Origin of the sequence: Streptomyces sp. NPDC050704, assembly GCF_040654355.1 — a bacterium.
Lineage (GTDB): Bacteria > Actinomycetota > Actinomycetes > Streptomycetales > Streptomycetaceae > Streptomyces.
In genome coordinates, this window is record NZ_JBFAHW010000049.1 from 43,985 (window position 1) to 61,883 (window position 17,899).

General features: G+C 70.0%; 11 protein-coding genes, 1 tRNA gene and 2 pseudogenes. 6 read left to right on the forward strand and 8 right to left on the reverse strand.

Annotated features, from left to right (window positions below):
• The first annotated feature begins 10 nt into the window (after window positions 1-10).
• The 3 genes from AB0I18_RS27205 (at window position 11) to AB0I18_RS27215 (ending at window position 4,110) form a co-directional block, all read left to right on the forward strand.
• On the forward strand, window positions 11-1,372 hold the full coding sequence (locus tag AB0I18_RS27205) for an FG-GAP and VCBS repeat-containing protein (RefSeq protein WP_363108206.1): 1,362 nt from the start codon (window positions 11-13) through the stop codon (window positions 1,370-1,372).
• A gap of 199 nt (window positions 1,373-1,571) precedes the next feature.
• Complete coding sequence (locus AB0I18_RS27210) at window positions 1,572-3,038, forward strand: FG-GAP repeat protein (protein WP_363108207.1); 1,467 nt, start codon at window positions 1,572-1,574, stop codon at window positions 3,036-3,038.
• A gap of 37 nt (window positions 3,039-3,075) precedes the next feature.
• Window positions 3,076-4,110 (forward strand): Yip1 family protein, encoded by a 1,035-nt coding sequence (locus AB0I18_RS27215; RefSeq protein WP_363108208.1) that lies wholly within the window; start codon window positions 3,076-3,078, stop codon window positions 4,108-4,110.
• 14 nt (window positions 4,111-4,124) lie between these two features.
• Here the strand turns inward: AB0I18_RS27215 and AB0I18_RS27220 are convergent, their stop codons facing one another.
• A complete protein-coding gene (locus tag AB0I18_RS27220) occupies window positions 4,125-5,504 on the reverse strand; it encodes an FAD-binding oxidoreductase (RefSeq protein WP_363108209.1) in 1,380 nt (459 codons plus the stop codon).
• Between the two features lie 170 nt (window positions 5,505-5,674).
• Here AB0I18_RS27220 and AB0I18_RS27225 point away from each other — a divergent pair, with 170 nt between their 5' ends.
• Window positions 5,675-6,859 carry a sulfite oxidase gene (locus tag AB0I18_RS27225; RefSeq protein WP_363108210.1) on the forward strand — a complete coding sequence of 395 codons (1,185 nt, stop codon included), beginning with the start codon at window positions 5,675-5,677 and terminating at the stop codon, window positions 6,857-6,859.
• On the opposite strand, the gene AB0I18_RS27230 is transcribed toward AB0I18_RS27225, so the two are convergent.
• The 5 genes from AB0I18_RS27230 to dcd form a co-directional block, all read right to left on the reverse strand.
• Window positions 6,853-7,599: a hypothetical protein gene (locus AB0I18_RS27230; protein WP_363108211.1), complete on the reverse strand. Its 747-nt coding sequence runs from the start codon at window positions 7,597-7,599 to the stop codon at window positions 6,853-6,855. The two genes, AB0I18_RS27225 and AB0I18_RS27230, sit on opposite strands and share 7 nt — an antisense overlap.
• A gap of 21 nt (window positions 7,600-7,620) precedes the next feature.
• Window positions 7,621-8,670, reverse strand: a complete 1,050-nt coding sequence (locus tag AB0I18_RS27235; RefSeq protein ID WP_363108212.1) for a hypothetical protein — start codon at window positions 8,668-8,670, stop codon at window positions 7,621-7,623.
• A 216-nt stretch (window positions 8,671-8,886) separates the two neighbouring features.
• On the reverse strand, window positions 8,887-9,672 hold the full coding sequence (locus tag AB0I18_RS27240; RefSeq protein ID WP_363108213.1) for a calcium-binding protein: 786 nt from the start codon (window positions 9,670-9,672) through the stop codon (window positions 8,887-8,889).
• A gap of 141 nt (window positions 9,673-9,813) precedes the next feature.
• A complete protein-coding gene (locus AB0I18_RS27245) occupies window positions 9,814-10,335 on the reverse strand; it encodes a phosphoribosyltransferase (RefSeq protein WP_363108214.1) in 522 nt (173 codons plus the stop codon).
• 4 nt (window positions 10,336-10,339) lie between these two features.
• A complete protein-coding gene (gene dcd, locus AB0I18_RS27250) occupies window positions 10,340-10,915 on the reverse strand; it encodes a dCTP deaminase (protein ID WP_363108215.1) in 576 nt (191 codons plus the stop codon).
• A gap of 521 nt (window positions 10,916-11,436) precedes the next feature.
• Here dcd and AB0I18_RS27255 point away from each other — a divergent pair.
• A tRNA-Gly gene (locus AB0I18_RS27255) sits at window positions 11,437-11,510 on the forward strand.
• Between the two features lie 314 nt (window positions 11,511-11,824).
• Here AB0I18_RS27255 and AB0I18_RS27260 read toward each other — a convergent pair.
• A pseudogene (locus AB0I18_RS27260) lies at window positions 11,825-12,217 on the reverse strand (VapC toxin family PIN domain ribonuclease).
• A pseudogene (locus AB0I18_RS27265) lies at window positions 12,214-12,506 on the reverse strand (hypothetical protein). Before AB0I18_RS27265 ends, AB0I18_RS27260 begins: the two co-directional pseudogenes overlap by 4 nt.
• 82 nt (window positions 12,507-12,588) lie before the next feature.
• Between AB0I18_RS27265 and AB0I18_RS27270 the strand changes: the two are divergent.
• Window positions 12,589-17,712 carry a caspase family protein gene (locus tag AB0I18_RS27270; protein WP_363108216.1) on the forward strand — a complete coding sequence of 1,708 codons (5,124 nt, stop codon included), beginning with the start codon at window positions 12,589-12,591 and terminating at the stop codon, window positions 17,710-17,712.
• The last annotated feature ends 187 nt before the right edge of the window (window positions 17,713-17,899 follow it).

The following is a 17,899-nucleotide window of genomic DNA, read 5'->3' on the forward strand; positions in this document are numbered from 1 at the left end:
GGAGCTCCACATGCGTATCCGCACCAGCACGGCCCTGGCCGCCCTCCTGGCGGCCGGCCTCACTCCACTGACCCTGACCGCCCCGGCCTCCGCCGCGGCCGCCAAGTACGCGGACGACTACAACGGCGACGGCTACCGCGACTACGCCGTCTACTCCTACGGTCCCGACGGCGCCAGCAGGGGCGGCGGCGTCCAGGTCACCTTCGGCACCGCCAACGGACCCGGCGCGCGCACCCAGTTCATCGACCAGGCGAGCTCAGGCGTCCCCGGTGCCGACGAGTCGGACGACATGTTCGGCGAGGTCCGCTCCCCCGCCGACTTCAACGCCGACGGGTACGCCGACCTCGCCGTCGCCGCCACCGGCGAGGACGTGGACGGCCGCAAGGACCAGGGCGCGGTCACCGTCCTGTGGGGCAGCGCGACCGGCCTGTCCGGCGGCACGACCGTCCCGAACAAGGCGCCCAGGGACTCGTACAGCCGGATGGGCTCGGACCTCGCGACCGGCGACTTCAACGGCGACGGCAAGAAGGACCTGGCCCTCGTCAACGCCGGCAAGACGTACGTCTACCGCGGCGCCGTCAACCGCTCCGGCGTCCACGGCTCGGTCACGACCCTCGACAAGCCCTCGACCAGCTTCTACTCCACCGCCGTCGTCGCGGGCAAGGTGAACGGCGACGGCAAGACCGACCTCGTCGTCATCGGCGACGTCGTCAGCGACTCGTACATCGCCTCGGACGCCTGGTTCGTCAAGGGCGGCGCCACCCTCACCTCCGGCAAGACCCTCCGCCTGGAGTCGGTGAACGGCAACGGCGGCGAGGCCGACCGCGGCGGCGACGGCGTCATCGCCGACTTCGACAAGGACGGCTACGGAGACATCGCCGTCGGCACGCCGCTGCACTCCAAGTACCGGGGCCGCGTCTCCGTCTGGTACGGCGGCTCGGCCGGCCCGTCGGCCTCGGCCCGCTTCACGCAGGCCACCGGCGGCGTCGCGGGCACGCCGGAGACGTACGACTCCTTCGGCGACAGCGTCTCGGCAGGTGACGTCAACGGCGACGGCTACCAGGACCTGGCGGTCGGCGCGTACGGGGAGACCATCGACGGCAAGGAGTACGCGGGCGGCGTCCACGTCCTGTACGGGCGCGCCGCCGGCCTCACGGGCACGGGTTCGCACTGGTTCGCCCGCAACTCCGCCGGCGTCCCGGGTGCCCTCACGGCCGACGACTCCTTCGGCGCGACGGTCCGCCTGCGCGGCGGCGCCCTGTACGTGACGGGCACCGAGGGCGCACTGCGCCTGCCGGGGACGTCGCGGGGCATCACCTCCACAGGCGCCGTCTCCGCGGAGAACGACGTCATCGAGGGGATGCTTCAGTGACGCTCGCCGCGGCGTAGGTGGCGTAGGCGGCGTATGAGCGCGGCGAGTCCGGTACCGGTGGCGGCGACCATCGTGCCGGGCTCGTCGCTTTCGCGTACACACATGCCCCGGTGCAACCCCACACCCCCTCCAGGTGTCACACAGGTGAACCGAAAGCGATCCAAGCTTTCGGATCCCCTCCCCAGCCCCTGGAGCCCCCGTGCGCATACGGAACCACACCCTCGCCGCCGCCGTCGCCGCGGCGGCCACCGCGGGACTGGCCCTCACCGGGACCCTCACCCCGGCCGGAGCCGCCACCGCGCCCCGGCCCGTGCCCAGCGACTTCAACGGCGACGGCTATGCCGACCTGGCCGTCGGCGTGCCCGACGCCGCGGTCGGCGGCAAGGCGAGAGCCGGGTACGTCAACATCGTCTGGGGCGGCCGCAACGGGGTCGGCTCCCACGGCAGCATCCGCATCAGCCAGGCCACCGCCGAAGTGCCCGGCACACCGGAGGCAGGCGACCGCTTCGGCGCCTCCGTGGCCCTGACGGACACCAGCGGCGACGGCATCGCCGACCTGCTCGTCGGCGCCCCCGGCGAGGACGTCACCGGGCGCGGCGCGGACGCGGGCGCAGTCGCCGTCGTGGGCGGCGCGAAGGGCGGTCCTGGTCCGGGGGCCAACGTCCTCATCGGCCCGTCGGCGTCGTCGGCGTACGGCTGGTCGGTCGCGGCGGCCGACCTGACCGGCGACGGCAGCCGGGACATCGTGATCGGCGGCAGGGACAAGGTCGTCCTGCGCACCGCCGACGGCATCCTCACCACCGTCCTGGCCACCCCCATGGGCGGCCGTGCCCCGATCATGACCACCGGCGACTTCACCGCCGACGGCACGGCGGACCTGGCGCTGGCCTACTGGACGGTCGACGCCCCCTACACCCAGTCGCACGTACGGCTGTGGGCGTGGGACGCGGCGGAGCAGCGCATGGCCAACACCTGGAACACGGACAACGCGGCCGCCTCCGCGCTCGCGGCCGGCGACTTCGACGGCGACGGCAACGACGACCTGGCCCTCGGCGAGTGCCGCGAGATCGCCGACGAGAACATCGACGACCCGTGCGGGCCCGAGGAGTTCGCGAAGGGCGGCGGCATCCACGTCCACTACGGCACCGCGGAGCCGTACGGCTTCGGCCGCCGCGCGCAGACCCTCAACCAGGACACCGTCGGCGTGTACGGGCGCGCCGAGACCGGCGACCGCTTCGGCGCCGCCCTCGCCGTCGCCGACATCAACGGCGACGGGCGCGACGACCTGATCGCGGGCGCCCCCGGCGAGGCGATCGGCACCCGCGCGGGGGCGGGCGCCGCGACCCTGCTCCTGGGCGGCGGGACCGGCCTGGTGGACGCGTACGGGGAGGGGCACTCGGTGGCGTACAACCAGAACACCCCGCGTATCCCGGGAGCCGCGGAGGCGGGCGACGCCTTCGGCGCGGCCGTCGCCACCGGCGACTACGATCACGACGGCAGCCAGGACCTGACGGTCGGCTCCCCCGGTGAGAACGCCTCGTCGGGCGGTGTGTGGGTGCTCCCCTCGGCCTCCGTCAACGGCTCCCACGCCTTCACCCCCGCCAAGCTGGGCCTGCCCGCCCCGTCAACCGCACTCACGTACGGCAAAACCCTGAGCAGCCACTGAGAACTCACTGAAAAACGCAGGGCAGACCCCTTAAGGGATGTCACAGCTCGGCAGCAAAGCCGGGTCCGATGCCCCGGGCCCGGCACGCCACTCGGCGGGACCGGGTACGTTCGATTACGTGGCTGGATTCAGGATCGGACGCGGCCGGGACAACCGCACGCAGCAAGCGCCTCCGCGGCAGAACCCGCGGCAGCAGCCGTACGGACAGCAGGCCCCTCAGGGCGGCCCGCCGTACGGCTACCCTCCCGCGCCTCAGCCGTACCCGCAGCAGCAGCCGCCGCAGTACGGCGGCCATGGCGGCGGTCACGGCGGCGGCAGTGGTCATGGCGGCGGCAACGGGCCGCAGCAGTGGCCCCAGGCGAACGGGCACGGTGAGCCGGAGTACTTCGGCGACCACGACCACCACAACCAGGGGCCCGACCCGTACGCGGCCAACCAGCCGGGGCACACCACGGCGTTCTCCGTCGGCGAGGACCCGTACAACCAGGGCGGGACCTACCGCGCGGGCCAGACGGCCGCGCCGCCGGTCGGCCCGCGGCTGCACTGGAAGGAACTGCTGAGCGGCGTCGTCATGCGCCCGAACCAGACGTTCCTGCAGATGCGCGACTACACGATGTGGGGCCCGGCCCTCATCGTGACGTTCCTCTACGGCCTGCTGGCGGTCTTCGGCTTCGACGGCGCCCGCGCGGACGTCATCAACGCGACGTTCTCCTCGGCCGTCCCGATCGTGCTGACCACCGCGGTCGCGATCGTCCTCAGCTCGTTCATCCTGGGCGTGGTCACCCACACCCTCGCCCGCCAGCTGGGCGGCGACGGCGCCTGGCAGCCCACGGTCGGCCTCTCCATGCTGATCATGTCGCTGACGGACGCGCCGCGTCTTGTCGTCGCGATGTTCGCGGGCGGCGACGCCTCGTTCGTGCAGCTCCTCGGCTGGGCGACCTGGGTGGCGGCCGGCGTGCTGTTCACGCTGATGGTCAAGAAGTCGCACGACCTGCCGTGGCCGAAGGCCCTGGGCGCGTCGGCGATCCAGCTGATCGCGCTGCTGTCGATCATCAAGCTGGGGACGTTCTAGCTCGTCGGTACGTTCTAGGACGCCGGCTCGATGTTCTGGTTGGCGTGGAAGAGGTTGCGCGGGTCGTAGATCCGCTTGATCTCCGCGAGCCGGTCATAGTGGTCGCGGTAGGTGGACCTGACCCGCTCGCGGCCCTCGCCCGGGCCGATGAAGTTCACGTACGCGCCGCCCATCGAGTACGGGTGCAGCTCCTCCCGGTAGTCGACGCACCACTGCCTGATCAGCTGGGCGTTGTCCGGGTCGGGGTCGATGCCGGCGAAGACGCCGGACCAGACGGCGTCGCGGTAGCTCCAGGCCGTGTCGTCGTGGCCGACCCGGGCGGCGGCGCCGTCGACCGGGTAGAGGTGCATCGTCGACAGGTCGGTGGGGAGGTTCTCGCCGTACTTGAGGTGGATGTCGATCGCCTCGTCCGTGATCCGGTCGAAGAAGTCGCCGCTCCAGTACCACTGCAGGCCCTTGGGGATCAGCCCGTCGAACATGCTCTGCAGCGCCGGGTACGGCATCGGGGTCGTGAAGTGGAAGGCCGGCCGGCCCGCGTCGCCCACCACCGCGAGCGTCCGCTCCAGCAGCGCCAGGTCACCGGTCCAGCACCACACGACACCGCACATCCGGTGCCCGTGCAGCTCCTCCGGGAACGGCGGCCCGGGCGGCACCGCGAGCACCGCGAAGAAGCCGTTCAGATCGTCGGGCGCCTGCGGCATGAACTCGCGGTACCAGCGCAGCACTTCACCGATGTGGTCGACGGGCCACACCGTGATCCCGACGCCCACGGAGTGCACCGGGTGCAGCCGGTAGGTGAAGGACGTGACGACGCCGAAGTTGCCGCCCCCGCCGCGCAGCGCCCAGAACAGATCCGGGTGTTCGGTCGCGCTCGCGGTGACGAAGCTGCCGTCGGCGAGGACGACGTCCGCGGACAGCAGACTGTCCACCGTGAGCCCGTACTTGCGGGTGAGGTAACCGTGCCCGCCGCCGAGCGTCAGACCGCCGAGGCCCGTCGTCGACATGATCCCGCCCGGCGTGGCCAGTCCGAAGGCGTGTCCGGCGTGATCCAGGTCGCCGAGCGTGCTGCCGCCGCCGACCTGCGCGGTCTTCGCCACCGGGTCGACCCGCACCCAGCGCATCGGCGACAGGTCGAGGGTGACTCCGTCGTCCACCAGGCACAGCCCGGGGCCGCTGTGTCCGCCGCCGAGCATGGCGAGTTCGAGCCCGTGGTCACGGACGAAGTCGACCGCGTTCATCACGTCCCCGGCGTCCGAGCACCGCACGAAGGCGGCCGGCCGCCGGTCGATCATCGCGTTGTAGATGGCGCGGGCCTCGTCGTACCCCGGGTCCTGCGGAGCGATGACCGGGCCGCGGAGTGCGGACCGCATCGCCTCCCGTGTGGTGTCGTCCATGGTGATCGTCTCCTCGCGAGGCCCCCGGTGCGGTCTTGTCTCGTCTTGTCCGGTCATACGCGCACGTCACTGGGCTGACATGTCCAGGGTCTCGCCGCTCGGGAGTGCCTGCAATCGCGGACGGGGCCGAAGAGGGTGCCCGGGCCGGTCGCCGGTAGCACCATGGAGCCATGGACAGTCGCACAGATCAGGCGAGTCAGGTGGTTTCACGTGGAACAGCGGATTCACGTGGATCGCTGGATGCCATCAGCACACCGGGGCGCGTCGCCGACCCCACCGAGGGCATCAGCCACGAGGAACTAGGCCTCGCGGCCCGCAACCACGGCCTCCCCCTGGAGGCGCTGCGCTACGACGTCACACCCCCCGGGCTGCACTACATCCTGACCCACTACGACATGCCGGTCCTGGACGCCGCGTGGACGCTGACCATAGGCGGCCGGGTCCGCACACCCCTGACCCTGGACCTGGCGGCCCTCCGCGCGTTCCCGCCCGTCACCCACCGGGTGACCATGGAGTGCGCGGGCAACGGCCGGGCCCGCCTCACCCCGCGCCCCGTGAGCCAGCCCTGGCTGGTCGAGGCGGTCGGCACCGCCGACTGGACCGGCGTACCGCTGCGGACGCTGCTCACCGAGGCCGGTGTGGAGCCGGACGCCGTGGAGGCGGTCTTCACGGGCGCCGACCACGGCGTGGAGCGCGGTGTGGAACAGGACTACGCGCGCAGCCTGACCCTCGCCGACGCCACGGCCACCGACCCGGAGGTCCTGGTCGCATACGAGATGAACGGCGCCCCGCTCCCTCCGCAGCACGGCCACCCGGTCCGCCTGGTGGTCCCCGGCTGGTACGGCATGGCCCATGTGAAGTGGCTGCGCGACATCACCCTCACCGACACACCGTTCACCGGCTTCCAGCAGGCAGTGGCGTACCGCTACCGCCAGTCCCCGGACGACCCCGGCACCCCGGTCACCCGTATCGCGCCCCGGGCGCTGATGGTCCCGCCCGGTTTCCCGGACTTCATGTCCCGCACCAGGGTCGTACGCCCCGGTCCGCTGCGGCTGGAGGGCCGTGCCTGGTCGGGCCGCGCTCCCGTCACGAAGGTCGAGGTCAGCACTGACGACGGCGACACCTGGTACGAGGCGGAACTCGCCCCGCAGGACCGCCACTCCCGGTCCCATTCCCACTCCTGGGCATGGCGCCACTGGCACGCGCCCTGGACGGCCACCCCCGGCACCCATGTCCTGACGGCCCGCGCCACGGACGCCGAGGGCGACACCCAGCCGGTCACCCAGCCCTGGAACCGCGGCGGCTTCGGCAACAACGCGGTCCAGCGCGTCACGGTGCTCTGCGAACCTCAGTGAGTGTGGGCGGTCTCCATGGCCCCACGGACCGTCAGCCACACGCTCGCGCCCGGCACCGGGCGGACCTCGCGCGGCCGACGGAATCCGAGCGGCCGCAGCTGGTCCGCGTGACGGGCGGACATCGTGATCGCGACGGCGGCGGCCGCCCGGTCGTCGATGGCGCGCAGCCCCGGAGTCAGCAGGTCGGCGGCCACGGCGTGGTCCCAGGCGCTGGTGTCGTCCAGCTCGCCGACGATGACCACCTTCCAGTGCGGCCCGCCCGGCCCCGCCTCCCTCAGCCCCGCCGGCAGGACCGGGCGGCCCTGCGGGCCGGCGGCGAGCTCACGTGAGAGCAGGCTGCTGAAGCGCGTGTCGGGCGGCTCGGCCTCGGTGTCCGGCGGCAGCCAGATACCGGCCGCGAGAAGCCGCCCGTCCGCACGCTCGGCCACCCACACCTGGCCGTCCTCGAGCGCGTAGTGGGCCAGCATCAACCGCATCGCGCGCTGCGCCTGCTCCCAGTCCACGGCGGAGTCGCCCGAGGACGAGGGTGAGGACGCAGACGAGGACGGGCACGAGGTCAAGGTCGAGGACTGGGGCGGCACGAACAGGCGCACCACGGCGGGCACATCCACCAGTCCCGCGGCGCGCACGGTCGTCCCGAGGGAGTTCTGGAAAGGGCTCTGGAGGCTGGTCTGCCGGGTGGTCCGAAGGGTGTTCTGAAGAATGGCCGGGGTCGCGGTGGTCAAAGTCGCAGTGGTCACAGTCGCGTTCTCCGTCTTGTCTCAGAGTGCCCGGCTCATGCCGGTGATGCTGACGATGTCGGTGAAGTCAGTGAGGTCGGTGATATCGGCGAGGTCGGTGGCGACCGCACCCCTCCGTGCGGGGGACGGCAGCGCGGTACGGAACAGGCGGGCAGGTCGCAGGCCCGGCGAGGCGGCCCGGCCTGTCCGGCGTGGCGCGGGCAGCCCGTCGACGCCGCCGTCGAGGTGAGCGGGGTGGGCGGGCGGAACGTCCTGGCCGGGCTGCGGGCGGCTCAGCAGGATCACGCCACGGCCCGCCGCCACGGCACCGGCGAGGGCGAGGACGATGCCGGTCCCGCCGTACTGGAAGCCCTCGCCGAGCAGCGTGATGCCGACGGCGGACGCGGTGAGGGGGTTGACGAGGGTGAGCAGCGCGAGCGGACCGCCCAGGCCGCTGCGGTACGCCTTCTGCGCGAGCAGCACTCCGGCCACGGCGAACCCGGCGGTCAGGACCGCCACCAGCGCCACGCTCCAGGACGGCGCCGCCCCGACCGCGAGCTTCTGCGCCAGCGTGGAACCGGCCCCGGAGGCGATGCCGGAGGCCGCCGCGAAGGCGAGGCCGGCCCGGGCGGTGCCGCCAGAGGCGAAGGAGACGAGCACCGCGATGACGCCGAGGGCGGCCATCGCGACCATGAGGACCTCGCCGGTCCGCAGGGAGTCGTCCGGCGCGCCACCGGAGGCGGTGACGGTCAGCAGCGTGACCAGTCCGGCGAGGGTGAGTGCCATGCCGCGCCACTGCGTGCCCGAGGTCCGGCGGCGGGCGACCAGCGATCCCAGCGGCACCGCCACCACGAGGCTCAGCGCGCCGAGCGGCTGCACCAGGGTCAGCGGCCCGTACCGCAGGGCGACCACGTGCAGCAGCGCGCCGCCGCCGTTGAGGACGACGGACCACCACCAGGAGCCGCGGGCGAGCGTGCCGCGCAGATCCGCCGTATCGGCGGCCGTCCGCTCCTGGACCACGGCGGCCGCGGCGTAGGCGATCGCGGAGACCAGGGAGAGGGCGACGGCCAGGAACACCGGGGAGACCGTCATCACGCGGCCTGCGCGCTGCTGTGACTGCACATGATCCGGACCACCCGTCGATACGAAACCGTTTCGTACAGCTAAGCTACGACGGTCCCGATAGAAACGCAAGCGTTTCTTTATTCCGACCGGGCGCACCTCCTGCGCGCGCACGAGAACGGCCCCCGACCGATCTGCCTGGTCGGGGGCCGTTCGTCTACCGTCCGAAACACCTTCAGTACATGGCTACTGGACGTCCACGAAGTCGCTGGTGGAGGTCACGGCCGGGGTGGTCGACGTGCCGGCGAACTTGTAGCGGAAGTAGCCGTCCGCGGACGCGGTGACCGTCGTCTTCAGGGCACCCGTCGAGGACGACGTGACCGTCTTGACGTCGGTGTACGTGCTGGCGGTCTTCTTGCGGTACTGCAGGGTCACCTTCTGCTGGGTGTAGCCCATGTACTTGCCGGTGTCCCAGTTGGCCCGGGACAGCAGGCCGGTGACCGTGATGATCTTGCCCTTCTTGACCGGCTCGGGCGCGGCGTTCGTGGTGAGCCGCGAGAGGCGCTGCACCTTGAACTTGGTGGCCGCGTCCCGGTGGATGTAGTTGGCGTCGTTGGCGGAGACCAGCGTGCCGAGGTTCCAGGTGGCCGCCGCGCTGTTGCCGACGAAGCCGGTCGCCGCCTGCGGGTCGAACGTCAGCGTGCCCGTGCAGGTCGACGTGGTGGCGCTCGCCTCGACGCAGGTGATGTCGCCGTCGTCGTACCAGATCTGCGCGTAGTTCGGATTCGGACCGAAGGCGCTGATGTACGTGGTCCTGGCGATGCCCGAGTCGTCCGACGCGGTCACGGAGACCTTGGCGGACACCACCTTGGTGGTACCGACCACGACCGGCTTGCCGCCGTTGACGACGACCTTGTCGATCGTGATGTTGCCACTCCCGCCGTCCGCCGCCTGGGCGGCGGTGGCACCGATCGCGGTGGCGACCAGCGCGACGCTGGTGCCGAGCATGGCAAGGCGCGCGGATGTGCGCATGAATGTCCCCCCACGGGATTCTTCGATCGGTCAATTGATCAATCGACCAGAGGGATCATAAACCGTTGGCCAACGGTTCACCACGAATTTGTTTCAGCGCCAGCGGACCGCTCAGGTCAGGTCAGCTCAGCTCAGGTCAGGTCAGAGCGCTTCCATATTCGGTTTGGCCGCTTCCCCCGACTTATGCACCGGAGGCAGGACACTCCACGGGAAGTTGATCCATTCATCGGTCCGCTTCCACACGTACTCGCACTTCACCAACGACTGCGACTTCTCGTAGATCACAGCGCTGCGCACCTCGGCGACGGCGTCGACGCAGAAGTCGTACACGAGCCTCAACGTCTTGCCGGTGTCGGCGACGTCGTCCGTGATCAGCACCTTCTTGTCGGAGAAGTCGATCGCGTTCGGGACGGGAGCGAGCATGACGGGCATTTCGAGAGTGGTCCCGACTCCCGTGTAGAACTCGACATTCACAAGATGGATGTTCTTGCAGTCGAGCGCGTAGGCGAGCCCGCCGGCGACGAACACACCGCCGCGCGCGATGGAGAGCACGATGTCGGGCTCGTACCCGTCGTCGGCGATGGTCTGGGCGAGCTCGCGGACGGCGGTGCCGAACCGCTCGTAGGTGAGGTTCTCGCGCACCTGGGACACGGACACGCTCATCCCCTCAGACCTGGGTCCGGTGGAAGTTGAGGAAGGACCGCGAGGCGGTCGGCCCGCGCTGCCCCTGGTACCGGGACCCGTATCGGTCGCTGCCGTACGGGAACTCGGCCGGCGAGCTGAGCCGGAACATGCACAACTGCCCGATCTTCATGCCCGGCCAGAGCTTGATGGGAAGCGTGGCGAGGTTGGAGAGCTCCAGGGTCACGTGCCCGGAGAACCCGGGGTCGATGAACCCGGCGGTGGAGTGGGTGACGAGCCCGAGCCGCCCGAGCGAACTCTTCCCCTCCAGCCGCGAGGCCAGATCGTCGGGAAGCGTGATGACCTCGTACGTACTGGCGAGGACGAACTCTCCGGGATGCAGGATGAACGGCTCGTCCCCCTCGGGCTCGACGAGCCGCGTGAGGTCCGCCTGCTCGACGGACGGGTCGATGTGGGGGTAGCGGTGGTTCTCGAACACCCGGAAGTAGCGGTCGAGCCGCACGTCGATGCTCGAGGGCTGCACCATGGATTCGTCGAACGGACCGATGCGGACCCGCCCGGCGTCGATCTCGGCCCGGATGTCCTTGTCAGAGAGAAGCACGCCCCGAGGATACGCAGAGCGTGCGGGCCCGCCACAATCCGGCGATCGTGGCGGGCCCGCACGGCTGTGCCTGCTTGTTACCGCTTCTCGAACTCCACCGGCACGACATTGCGGAGCCGGGCACAACGGGGGCAACGGATCAGCCGACCGGGACCAAGCCGGTCGGCCTGCTGCATCGGAAGCGAAGCGGTGCTGAACACGTGCCCTTCGGCACAACGGACGACGGTGCTGCGTTCCATCAAGTCCTCAGAGTCCCTTCCCCAAGAGCCGCGTCTGGCTGACGACGAAAGCCACATTACGGGACGAAGGAGACGGTCCTCCAGGCGGCACTCCGATCCCGCCCGACCCCTCTTCAACCCCTCCACCGTACGCCCCAACTCCCGCGCCCCGCAGCCCCGTCCACCCCCCGAAACAGCATCTGGCCCCACGGCTTCAGCGCCGGGGGCCAGGCATGAGGTATGGTGAATCCGCGTTTCCGACACCGCTCCGAACGGCCCGAAGGGCCCCGGTCGGCGTCTTACGCGGGTGTAGTTTAGTGGTAGAACATCAGCTTCCCAAGCTGAGAGTGCGAGTTCGATTCTCGTCACCCGCTCCAGATTGAAGCCCCAGGTCAGTGGCCTGGGGTTTATGTTTTGCCGGGGATTTTTCGGCAGTTTCCAGCCTTCCAGGGGCACGAAGATCGGGCACGCGAAGGGCACAAGTGTCGAGCGGCGGCCGCACGCGTAACACGCCCAGCTTCGAAAAGCAGCGTTGACCTGCGGATTCGCACTTCGCAACGGAACCTCCCGCGCCAGAAGGACCTCAGCCCGCTCGTCCCCGAGAAGATCTGACCGTCAGCGCGTACGCAACAGAGGCGATTCTTACCGAAGTCGTTTTCAGCCGCCGGAGCTTCGGTATCGAGCGCCCTCGTCACATCGGGAGGTCGTCGGGCAGGACCCGAAAAGTCCTGTGCCTGCTCAAGGGGCGAACGGCGCGGAGTCGCGTCGGCCGTGGGCCAGGATCGCGTCGGTGTCATAGTCCGCAGCTGGCGCCACGTTCACGGCGTCGGCTAGGTCGACTTCCAACACACGGTAACAAGCACGGACGGACTGGGCAGCACCCATGTAATCGTCCGTGATCTCCGGCATGGCGATCCGGCACCGGCCCAACTCGCGTGAGGACACGTGGTCGACTTCCGCCCGCAGTAGCGGGGACAGGAGCAGGAGCCTGGCGGACGTGATCGCCTGATTCGCTCCGATGCTCCGAGTGGGTCGAGTCAAGAGCAGCCAGGAGGCCAGACGTGTCCGCGATGACGATGATCACGCGGCAGTTCCGGGATCCGTCTCCCGTCGGACCGCGTCGGCGACCGCGTCACGGATCTTGGCCTTGGACAGCGTACGGCCCGGCCCCACGAAGGTTCGCGAGAACAGCGGCTCGTCCCAAACCCGGCTCGCCATCGCCGCGAGGTGAACCCCTGACGAATGATCTCGGCCCCGCTTATGCCCCGACGCTGGGCCGCCTCCTAGAGGAACGCCAGATCCTCGGGGTCGGCATGGACGTTTGTGGGCGGCACCCCGCGATGCCGTTCGTGGTCGCGGCGTTGGCAGATCATCGTGGCGTTCTCACGGGCTGGCCGACGCACGGCGAAGCCAGGTGAAAGCATGGGTGGGTTGGAGGGGAACTCGGGGGGCCGAATGGAAGACCACAGACGCATAGCCCTGCTTATCGGCGTGGGCGAGAATCCGGGTGCGGATCACCTTCTTCCCGCCCTGGCCGCTGCGGTCGATGCCGATCTGCGGGTCCTGGGCGACGCACTGCAAGGCAGCGGCTACGCGGTGGAGACCCTGCTGAATCCCGCGCGGAACGAGATCACCGAGCGCCTCTCCGACCTCTCCGCAAGCGCGCCGCCGGGCAGCACACTGCTCCTCTACTTCAGCGGGCACGGCGTCCGGATCGGCACGACCGACTACTTGGTGCCTTCTGACGCCCGAGCCCCTGCCAAATGCGGCGACAAAGAAGCCGGGTGGGAACAACCCCATATACGGGAGTCGCTCCTGCAAGCCGACATCAGCCCATATCTGGCCAACTGCTCGGCCGGGACCGTGCTGTGGCTGATCGACGCCTGCCGTCGGGCAGAGGGCGAGCAAACCCCTGACTTCGGCAGCAACGTCGTCAAGGGTCCGCCACGCAGTGGCTTCGCCATGATGACCAGTTGCGGCCCAGGTGAGCTCAGCGGTTTCGCGGAGACCGGCAGCTTCTTCACTTCGTCGCTCGCGCTGGCCTTCGACCCGCTGACCGAGGCCACGACAGTGGAGCAGGTGTATGAGAAGACCAGACGCGACACCCAGGCGCTCGCGATACGGGCGCAGGCCGGGTCACAGGCGGTACTGATCCACTACGGGAACGACCTGGCGGAGGAGACCAGGTCCCTGGGCGTCGCCAAGGGCAGACGGCTGTTGCAGGCGTGGCAGGACGCCGTGCGCACACCGGCCCTTTGGGAACGGGTCCCGGACTGCGACACAGAAACCGTTGCTCATCTGCAGGACTGTCTGTCCACCCTGGCCACGCAGGCCGCCCGCCACGTCCACCGGGCTCAGGAACGGCTGCCCGATCCGTGGGCCGACGACGAGTATCCGGTACGGCTGCTGGCCGACCGCCTCCCGCTGCTCCTTCCCAAGGACGCAGAACTGTCCGCCCTGGAGGTCACCGCGCTGATCGCCGGCGTCCTGTTGCACGAGACCGCCTGGGCCGAGCGGCTGAGCCAGGCCGCCGAGTTCCATCCGCAACTCGTGTGGCGCGACGACAAGGCCGACGATCAACGGCGGCACTACGAGCAGATCACCGAGCACTACCCCCAGATCACCGAGAAGCTCACGGACTCGTACCTATGGCTGTTGGATCCCGAGGACGACCGGCACGCCGTCACGCTGTGGCTGGTCCACCGCTGGATCGAGGAGCGGTTCGCGACCGAAGAGGAAGCCGTGCCCGCGGTGCTGGCCGACGGCTTCGTTGCCCAGCTCCTCGACATGGCACCGCCGACGGCGGGCGAGCGGCTCGGCAGCCGGGCGGGAGCGCTGTCCACCGCGCTGCGCGCGATCGCCGCGGGCCTCGTCCTCGGGGCTCCACAGGACGACCAGCGGCTGCCGCCGGACCGCCACGTCGTACGCAGAACACCGTGGCGCCTGCGCGTACGGCCCCTCGCGGCGCTGCTGCGGCTCGCGGGGCTGCTCGCCTTCGACACCCGGTGTCTGCCGGAAGTCCTCGCGGAGCATCTCTCCGTCTCCGATCCGGTGGTCCCTCACGAGGTGATCACGGTGCTGAGGGACGCCCTCTGGGACTTCGAGCAGGACGGGAGCACTCCCTCATATCTCCATCTGGACGCGGTCTGCCCGCATCCGGCGATCCACGCGGCACTCGCCTCCGTCGTCGAGGACGCCGACGATCTCGGGTATGTCCTGCGGGAGACGGCCCGCCACCTCCCGCAGGACGAGGCCGCGCTGCTCCGGGGGCTCCCCGCGCGACTGTCCGACCACCGCCTCCGGCCGGACCGTGAGCACGGCACGGACGCATACGACGTACCGCTCGCACGTTTCTCGCTGGCGCAGACCGAGATCCGTCGCCTGCTGATGGGCGACAAGCTGTACGACGGCGAGCCCGAACTCGCGCTGCGGGAGCTGTACCAGAACGCCATGGACGCCTGCCGCTACCGGGAGATGCGCGTCCGGTACCTGCGGGATCTCGGCCGTGAACCATCGAAGTGGGCGGGCCGGATCCGCATCGAGATGGGCGAGGACAGCCGCGGACCGTACGTCGAGTGTGTGGACAACGGGGTCGGTATGACCGTCGACCAGCTGAAGACCACCTTCACCCGGGCCGGCCGCCGCTTCGACCAGTCGCATTCCTTCCGCCGGGAGCAGGCGCTGTGGCTGCGCCACGACAGTTCGCTGCGGCTCTACCCCAACAGCCGTTTTGGCATAGGTGTCTTCAGCTACTTCATGCTCGCCGACGAGATGACGATCGTGACCCGACCGGTCGGACCGGACGGTCGCCCGGCCGAGAAGGCGTTGCGCGTCGAGATCCCGGTGAGCGGCAGTCTCTTCCGGGTCCGGGAGGACGACGAGCGCGGCGGGACAGCGTTGCCCGACGGCGGAACACGCGTCCGACTGCGCCTGCGCCACGCGGGAATGTTGCCCGGGAACTCCGCCGTGTCCGTGCTGCGCTCTCTGGTCCTGCTCAGCGAGTTCCGGCTGGAGGTGCGCGACCAGGACGGTACCGAGGAGACCTGGCTGCCCGGACGCCTCAAGTCCGGCGAGGGGCCTGGCTCGTTCTCCACCCGGTTCGCCGTCGAAGCGGTGCCGGGCACCTTGTGGTGGGTCTCGGGCGACGGGGCGATCGTGTGCGACGGAATCGCCACGAGCAAACGGACGTTCGGGTACGTGCTCAATCTGTCGGGCGCGCACGCGGGTGAACTCAGCGTCAACCGCAAGAAACTGGAGAGCTACGACGTCCTCTGGGCACAGGAGCAGTTCCGGCAAGGCGCCCAAGTGTTCCCCGACGGGGCGGAACTGAGCCTGGCATGGCTGTGGAACATGGAGTCGCGCGAACCCTCGATCGTCCGCATTCTGTGGGAGGCCCTGCGGGGAAGAGGTGTGTTCGCGTCGAACGGCCTCGGCCGACAGGTGAGCCTCGACGAGGTCGGCTGCTTTGGGCTGGACGCCTCCTTGGACAGCCGGCCCGGGCGTCACGAGGAGAAGAAGCTCTCCACCATGATCCGACCCTGGCGGCTGGCCGCCCTCCGTCCTGGGTTCCGGAGCCTGGAGGAAGCGGTGCCCTTGTCCCTGTCGGGCTACCCCGTGCCACAGGCAGGGTGGTCGGCCATCGCGGAAAAGGTCGACGGCGACTGGCGTACGGCAGTCCTGGTGGCCCACGAGCAGAAGACGACTGTGGCGGAGGTACTCCACGCAACGCGGGGCATGCGCATCTCCCATCCGCAGCTTGCGGGGCCGGCCGTCCTCGGTGACGGCGATCTGGACTGGAAACCGGACTCCACCGACTGGTACGTCATCAAGGGGCTCCTGGGCAGTGAGCCCAATCCGCTGGACGGCCTCGCCGACACCGCATGGGGACACCCCCTGCCACCCAAGCGACGGGCCGCCAACGAGATCTACTACCGGCACCCGCCCGGGGATCTCTCCGGTGTCGCCCGAGCCTCCGCCACGTTCCACGAGCCGCTGGGCAAGCTGGCCGAGGCATGCGCCCGGTACGTGCCGTTCGTTGACAAGCCGCTGCACGCCGTGCCGGACCACCTCCGCGACCATGTATGCACAGACGACGAGTTGAATCTTCTCTACCTTCACGAGGACAAGCACCGCTGGCGGCCCGCCATACACCCCTGGGACGTACCAGTGATTGCCGCCGCGACCGGCGTCGACGCGGGCGAAGTGCGGCGGCGCATGGCCGAGTTCGCCTGGCTGGGCCGCCCCGTGCCCGATCCGGTCCTGGCCGCGCGGTGGGACGCCGTGCCGGCCGAATTGCTGCCCGTCCTGCGCCGCTTCATCGTGCAGAGCCTCGATGGCTGTCCCGTGCTGCCCTGGGCCGCCGCCATCGAACTGGCCGCGGAGTGGGAGATCTCCGTCTGGGAGGCCGAACGCGTCCTGGCCCGCGAGACGGAAGCCCTCGGCGTGGTCCACCGTCGGCGCTACACCAAGCGCTCGTCCGGACGGGACGTGGTCCCCTCACCCGACACGGGCAACCTCGTCCGGTGGCTGCACGAGTCGGACATCCGTCTGGAGAACGGCGTCTCACTCAGGGATCTCGCGTTCGTCCGCTCACACGACACGTCGTGGGAAGAACTGTCCTGGTCCGCAGCTGAGTTGAGAGAGGCCGGAGTGGCTCTCCCGGACGCGGCGGGACTCCTGTGCGCCTGGGACGATCTGCCCACTCCCAGCAGGTACGCGTTCTCTGGGGAGGATCCGAGCTGGGACGGTGCCGACTATCCCGTGCCGGCGACCTCAGCCGTGCTGTTCACCGGCAGCCAGCGGCTCCGGCAGCAGTTGTCGGTCCTCTGGGACACCGCGCACCGGGAAGCCCAGAACCTAGGGCTGAGCACCGATCTCGTGGCCCCGCACCCACCTGGGGAGCTGAGGAAGTTCATCCCGACCGGGGAAGAGACAGCCGCGCTGATCGCCGACGGGCCGCACGATGATGTGGACTACGAGTGGTTCGATACCCCTCACTGGGCTCCGCTCACCGCGCACCGGCTCGTGACCTTTGCCCGTGACCGCAACCTCGGTGCGCGTACGGCGTACCGGGCACTGGCCCCTCTGCGGGCCATCGGTGCGCTCGTGCCGGAGTTGTCCGCCGAGGCGGAGGCCGCTCTGCCAGACGCGGTACCCACCGCCCACGACGCCGTGGCGGTCGATCCGGCGTACCGCGTCTCGGCACCCGACTCCCCACTGCTGCCGCTCGATCTGGTCAGCGTCGCCGGCCGTCTCGGCGAGTCGGTACGGCACACGTGGCAGCGGCGCATCACGCCGTACCTCGCCCTGGAGGGAACACCGCCGTCGATCACCGACGTACCCGACGTCACGCCCGGTTGGCAGGATGTGGCGATCCTTTCCGAGTGCCTCGACGGGAAACTTCCCGTTCTGAGCGGCCCGGTCGGGCAGGACCGGATCGAGCTATGCGCCAGGGCGGTGGGTGAGACCCCCGATTGGGTGCGCCGACGCCTGGAGACATACGCGGGCCTGTTCGGACTCCGGTTCGAGCCCGCCGTCGAGCTGCGCGAGGGACCCGACGAGATGGAAGAGAAGCCATGACAAGGACCGACCGGCACGATCACACCTTGCCGTACGCCGACGAGGATGCCGGTGAGATCAACGCCTACCTGTTCACCCAGCAACCCGCCCCGGACGGACGGGGAATGATCGTCGCGGGAGCGTGTCCCCGCTGTCACGGCGAGACAAGAACCCTGTTCCCGTGGGCCCGTCCCGGCACAGGGTCGAA

Coding starts and splice junctions, on each gene's coding strand:
- AB0I18_RS27205 (WP_363108206.1), top strand. CDS start 11: ATGCGTATCCGCACCAGCACGGCCCTGGCCGCCCTCCTGGCGGCCGGC.
- AB0I18_RS27215 (WP_363108208.1), top strand. CDS start 3,076: ATGTCACAGCTCGGCAGCAAAGCCGGGTCCGATGCCCCGGGCCCGGCA.
- AB0I18_RS27220 (WP_363108209.1), bottom strand. CDS start 5,504: ATGGACGACACCACACGGGAGGCGATGCGGTCCGCACTCCGCGGCCCG.
- AB0I18_RS27225 (WP_363108210.1), top strand. CDS start 5,675: ATGGACAGTCGCACAGATCAGGCGAGTCAGGTGGTTTCACGTGGAACA.
- AB0I18_RS27235 (WP_363108212.1), bottom strand. CDS start 8,670: ATGACGGTCTCCCCGGTGTTCCTGGCCGTCGCCCTCTCCCTGGTCTCC.
- AB0I18_RS27240 (WP_363108213.1), bottom strand. CDS start 9,672: ATGCGCACATCCGCGCGCCTTGCCATGCTCGGCACCAGCGTCGCGCTG.
- AB0I18_RS27245 (WP_363108214.1), bottom strand. CDS start 10,335: ATGAGCGTGTCCGTGTCCCAGGTGCGCGAGAACCTCACCTACGAGCGG.
- AB0I18_RS27270 (WP_363108216.1), top strand. CDS start 12,589: ATGGAAGACCACAGACGCATAGCCCTGCTTATCGGCGTGGGCGAGAAT.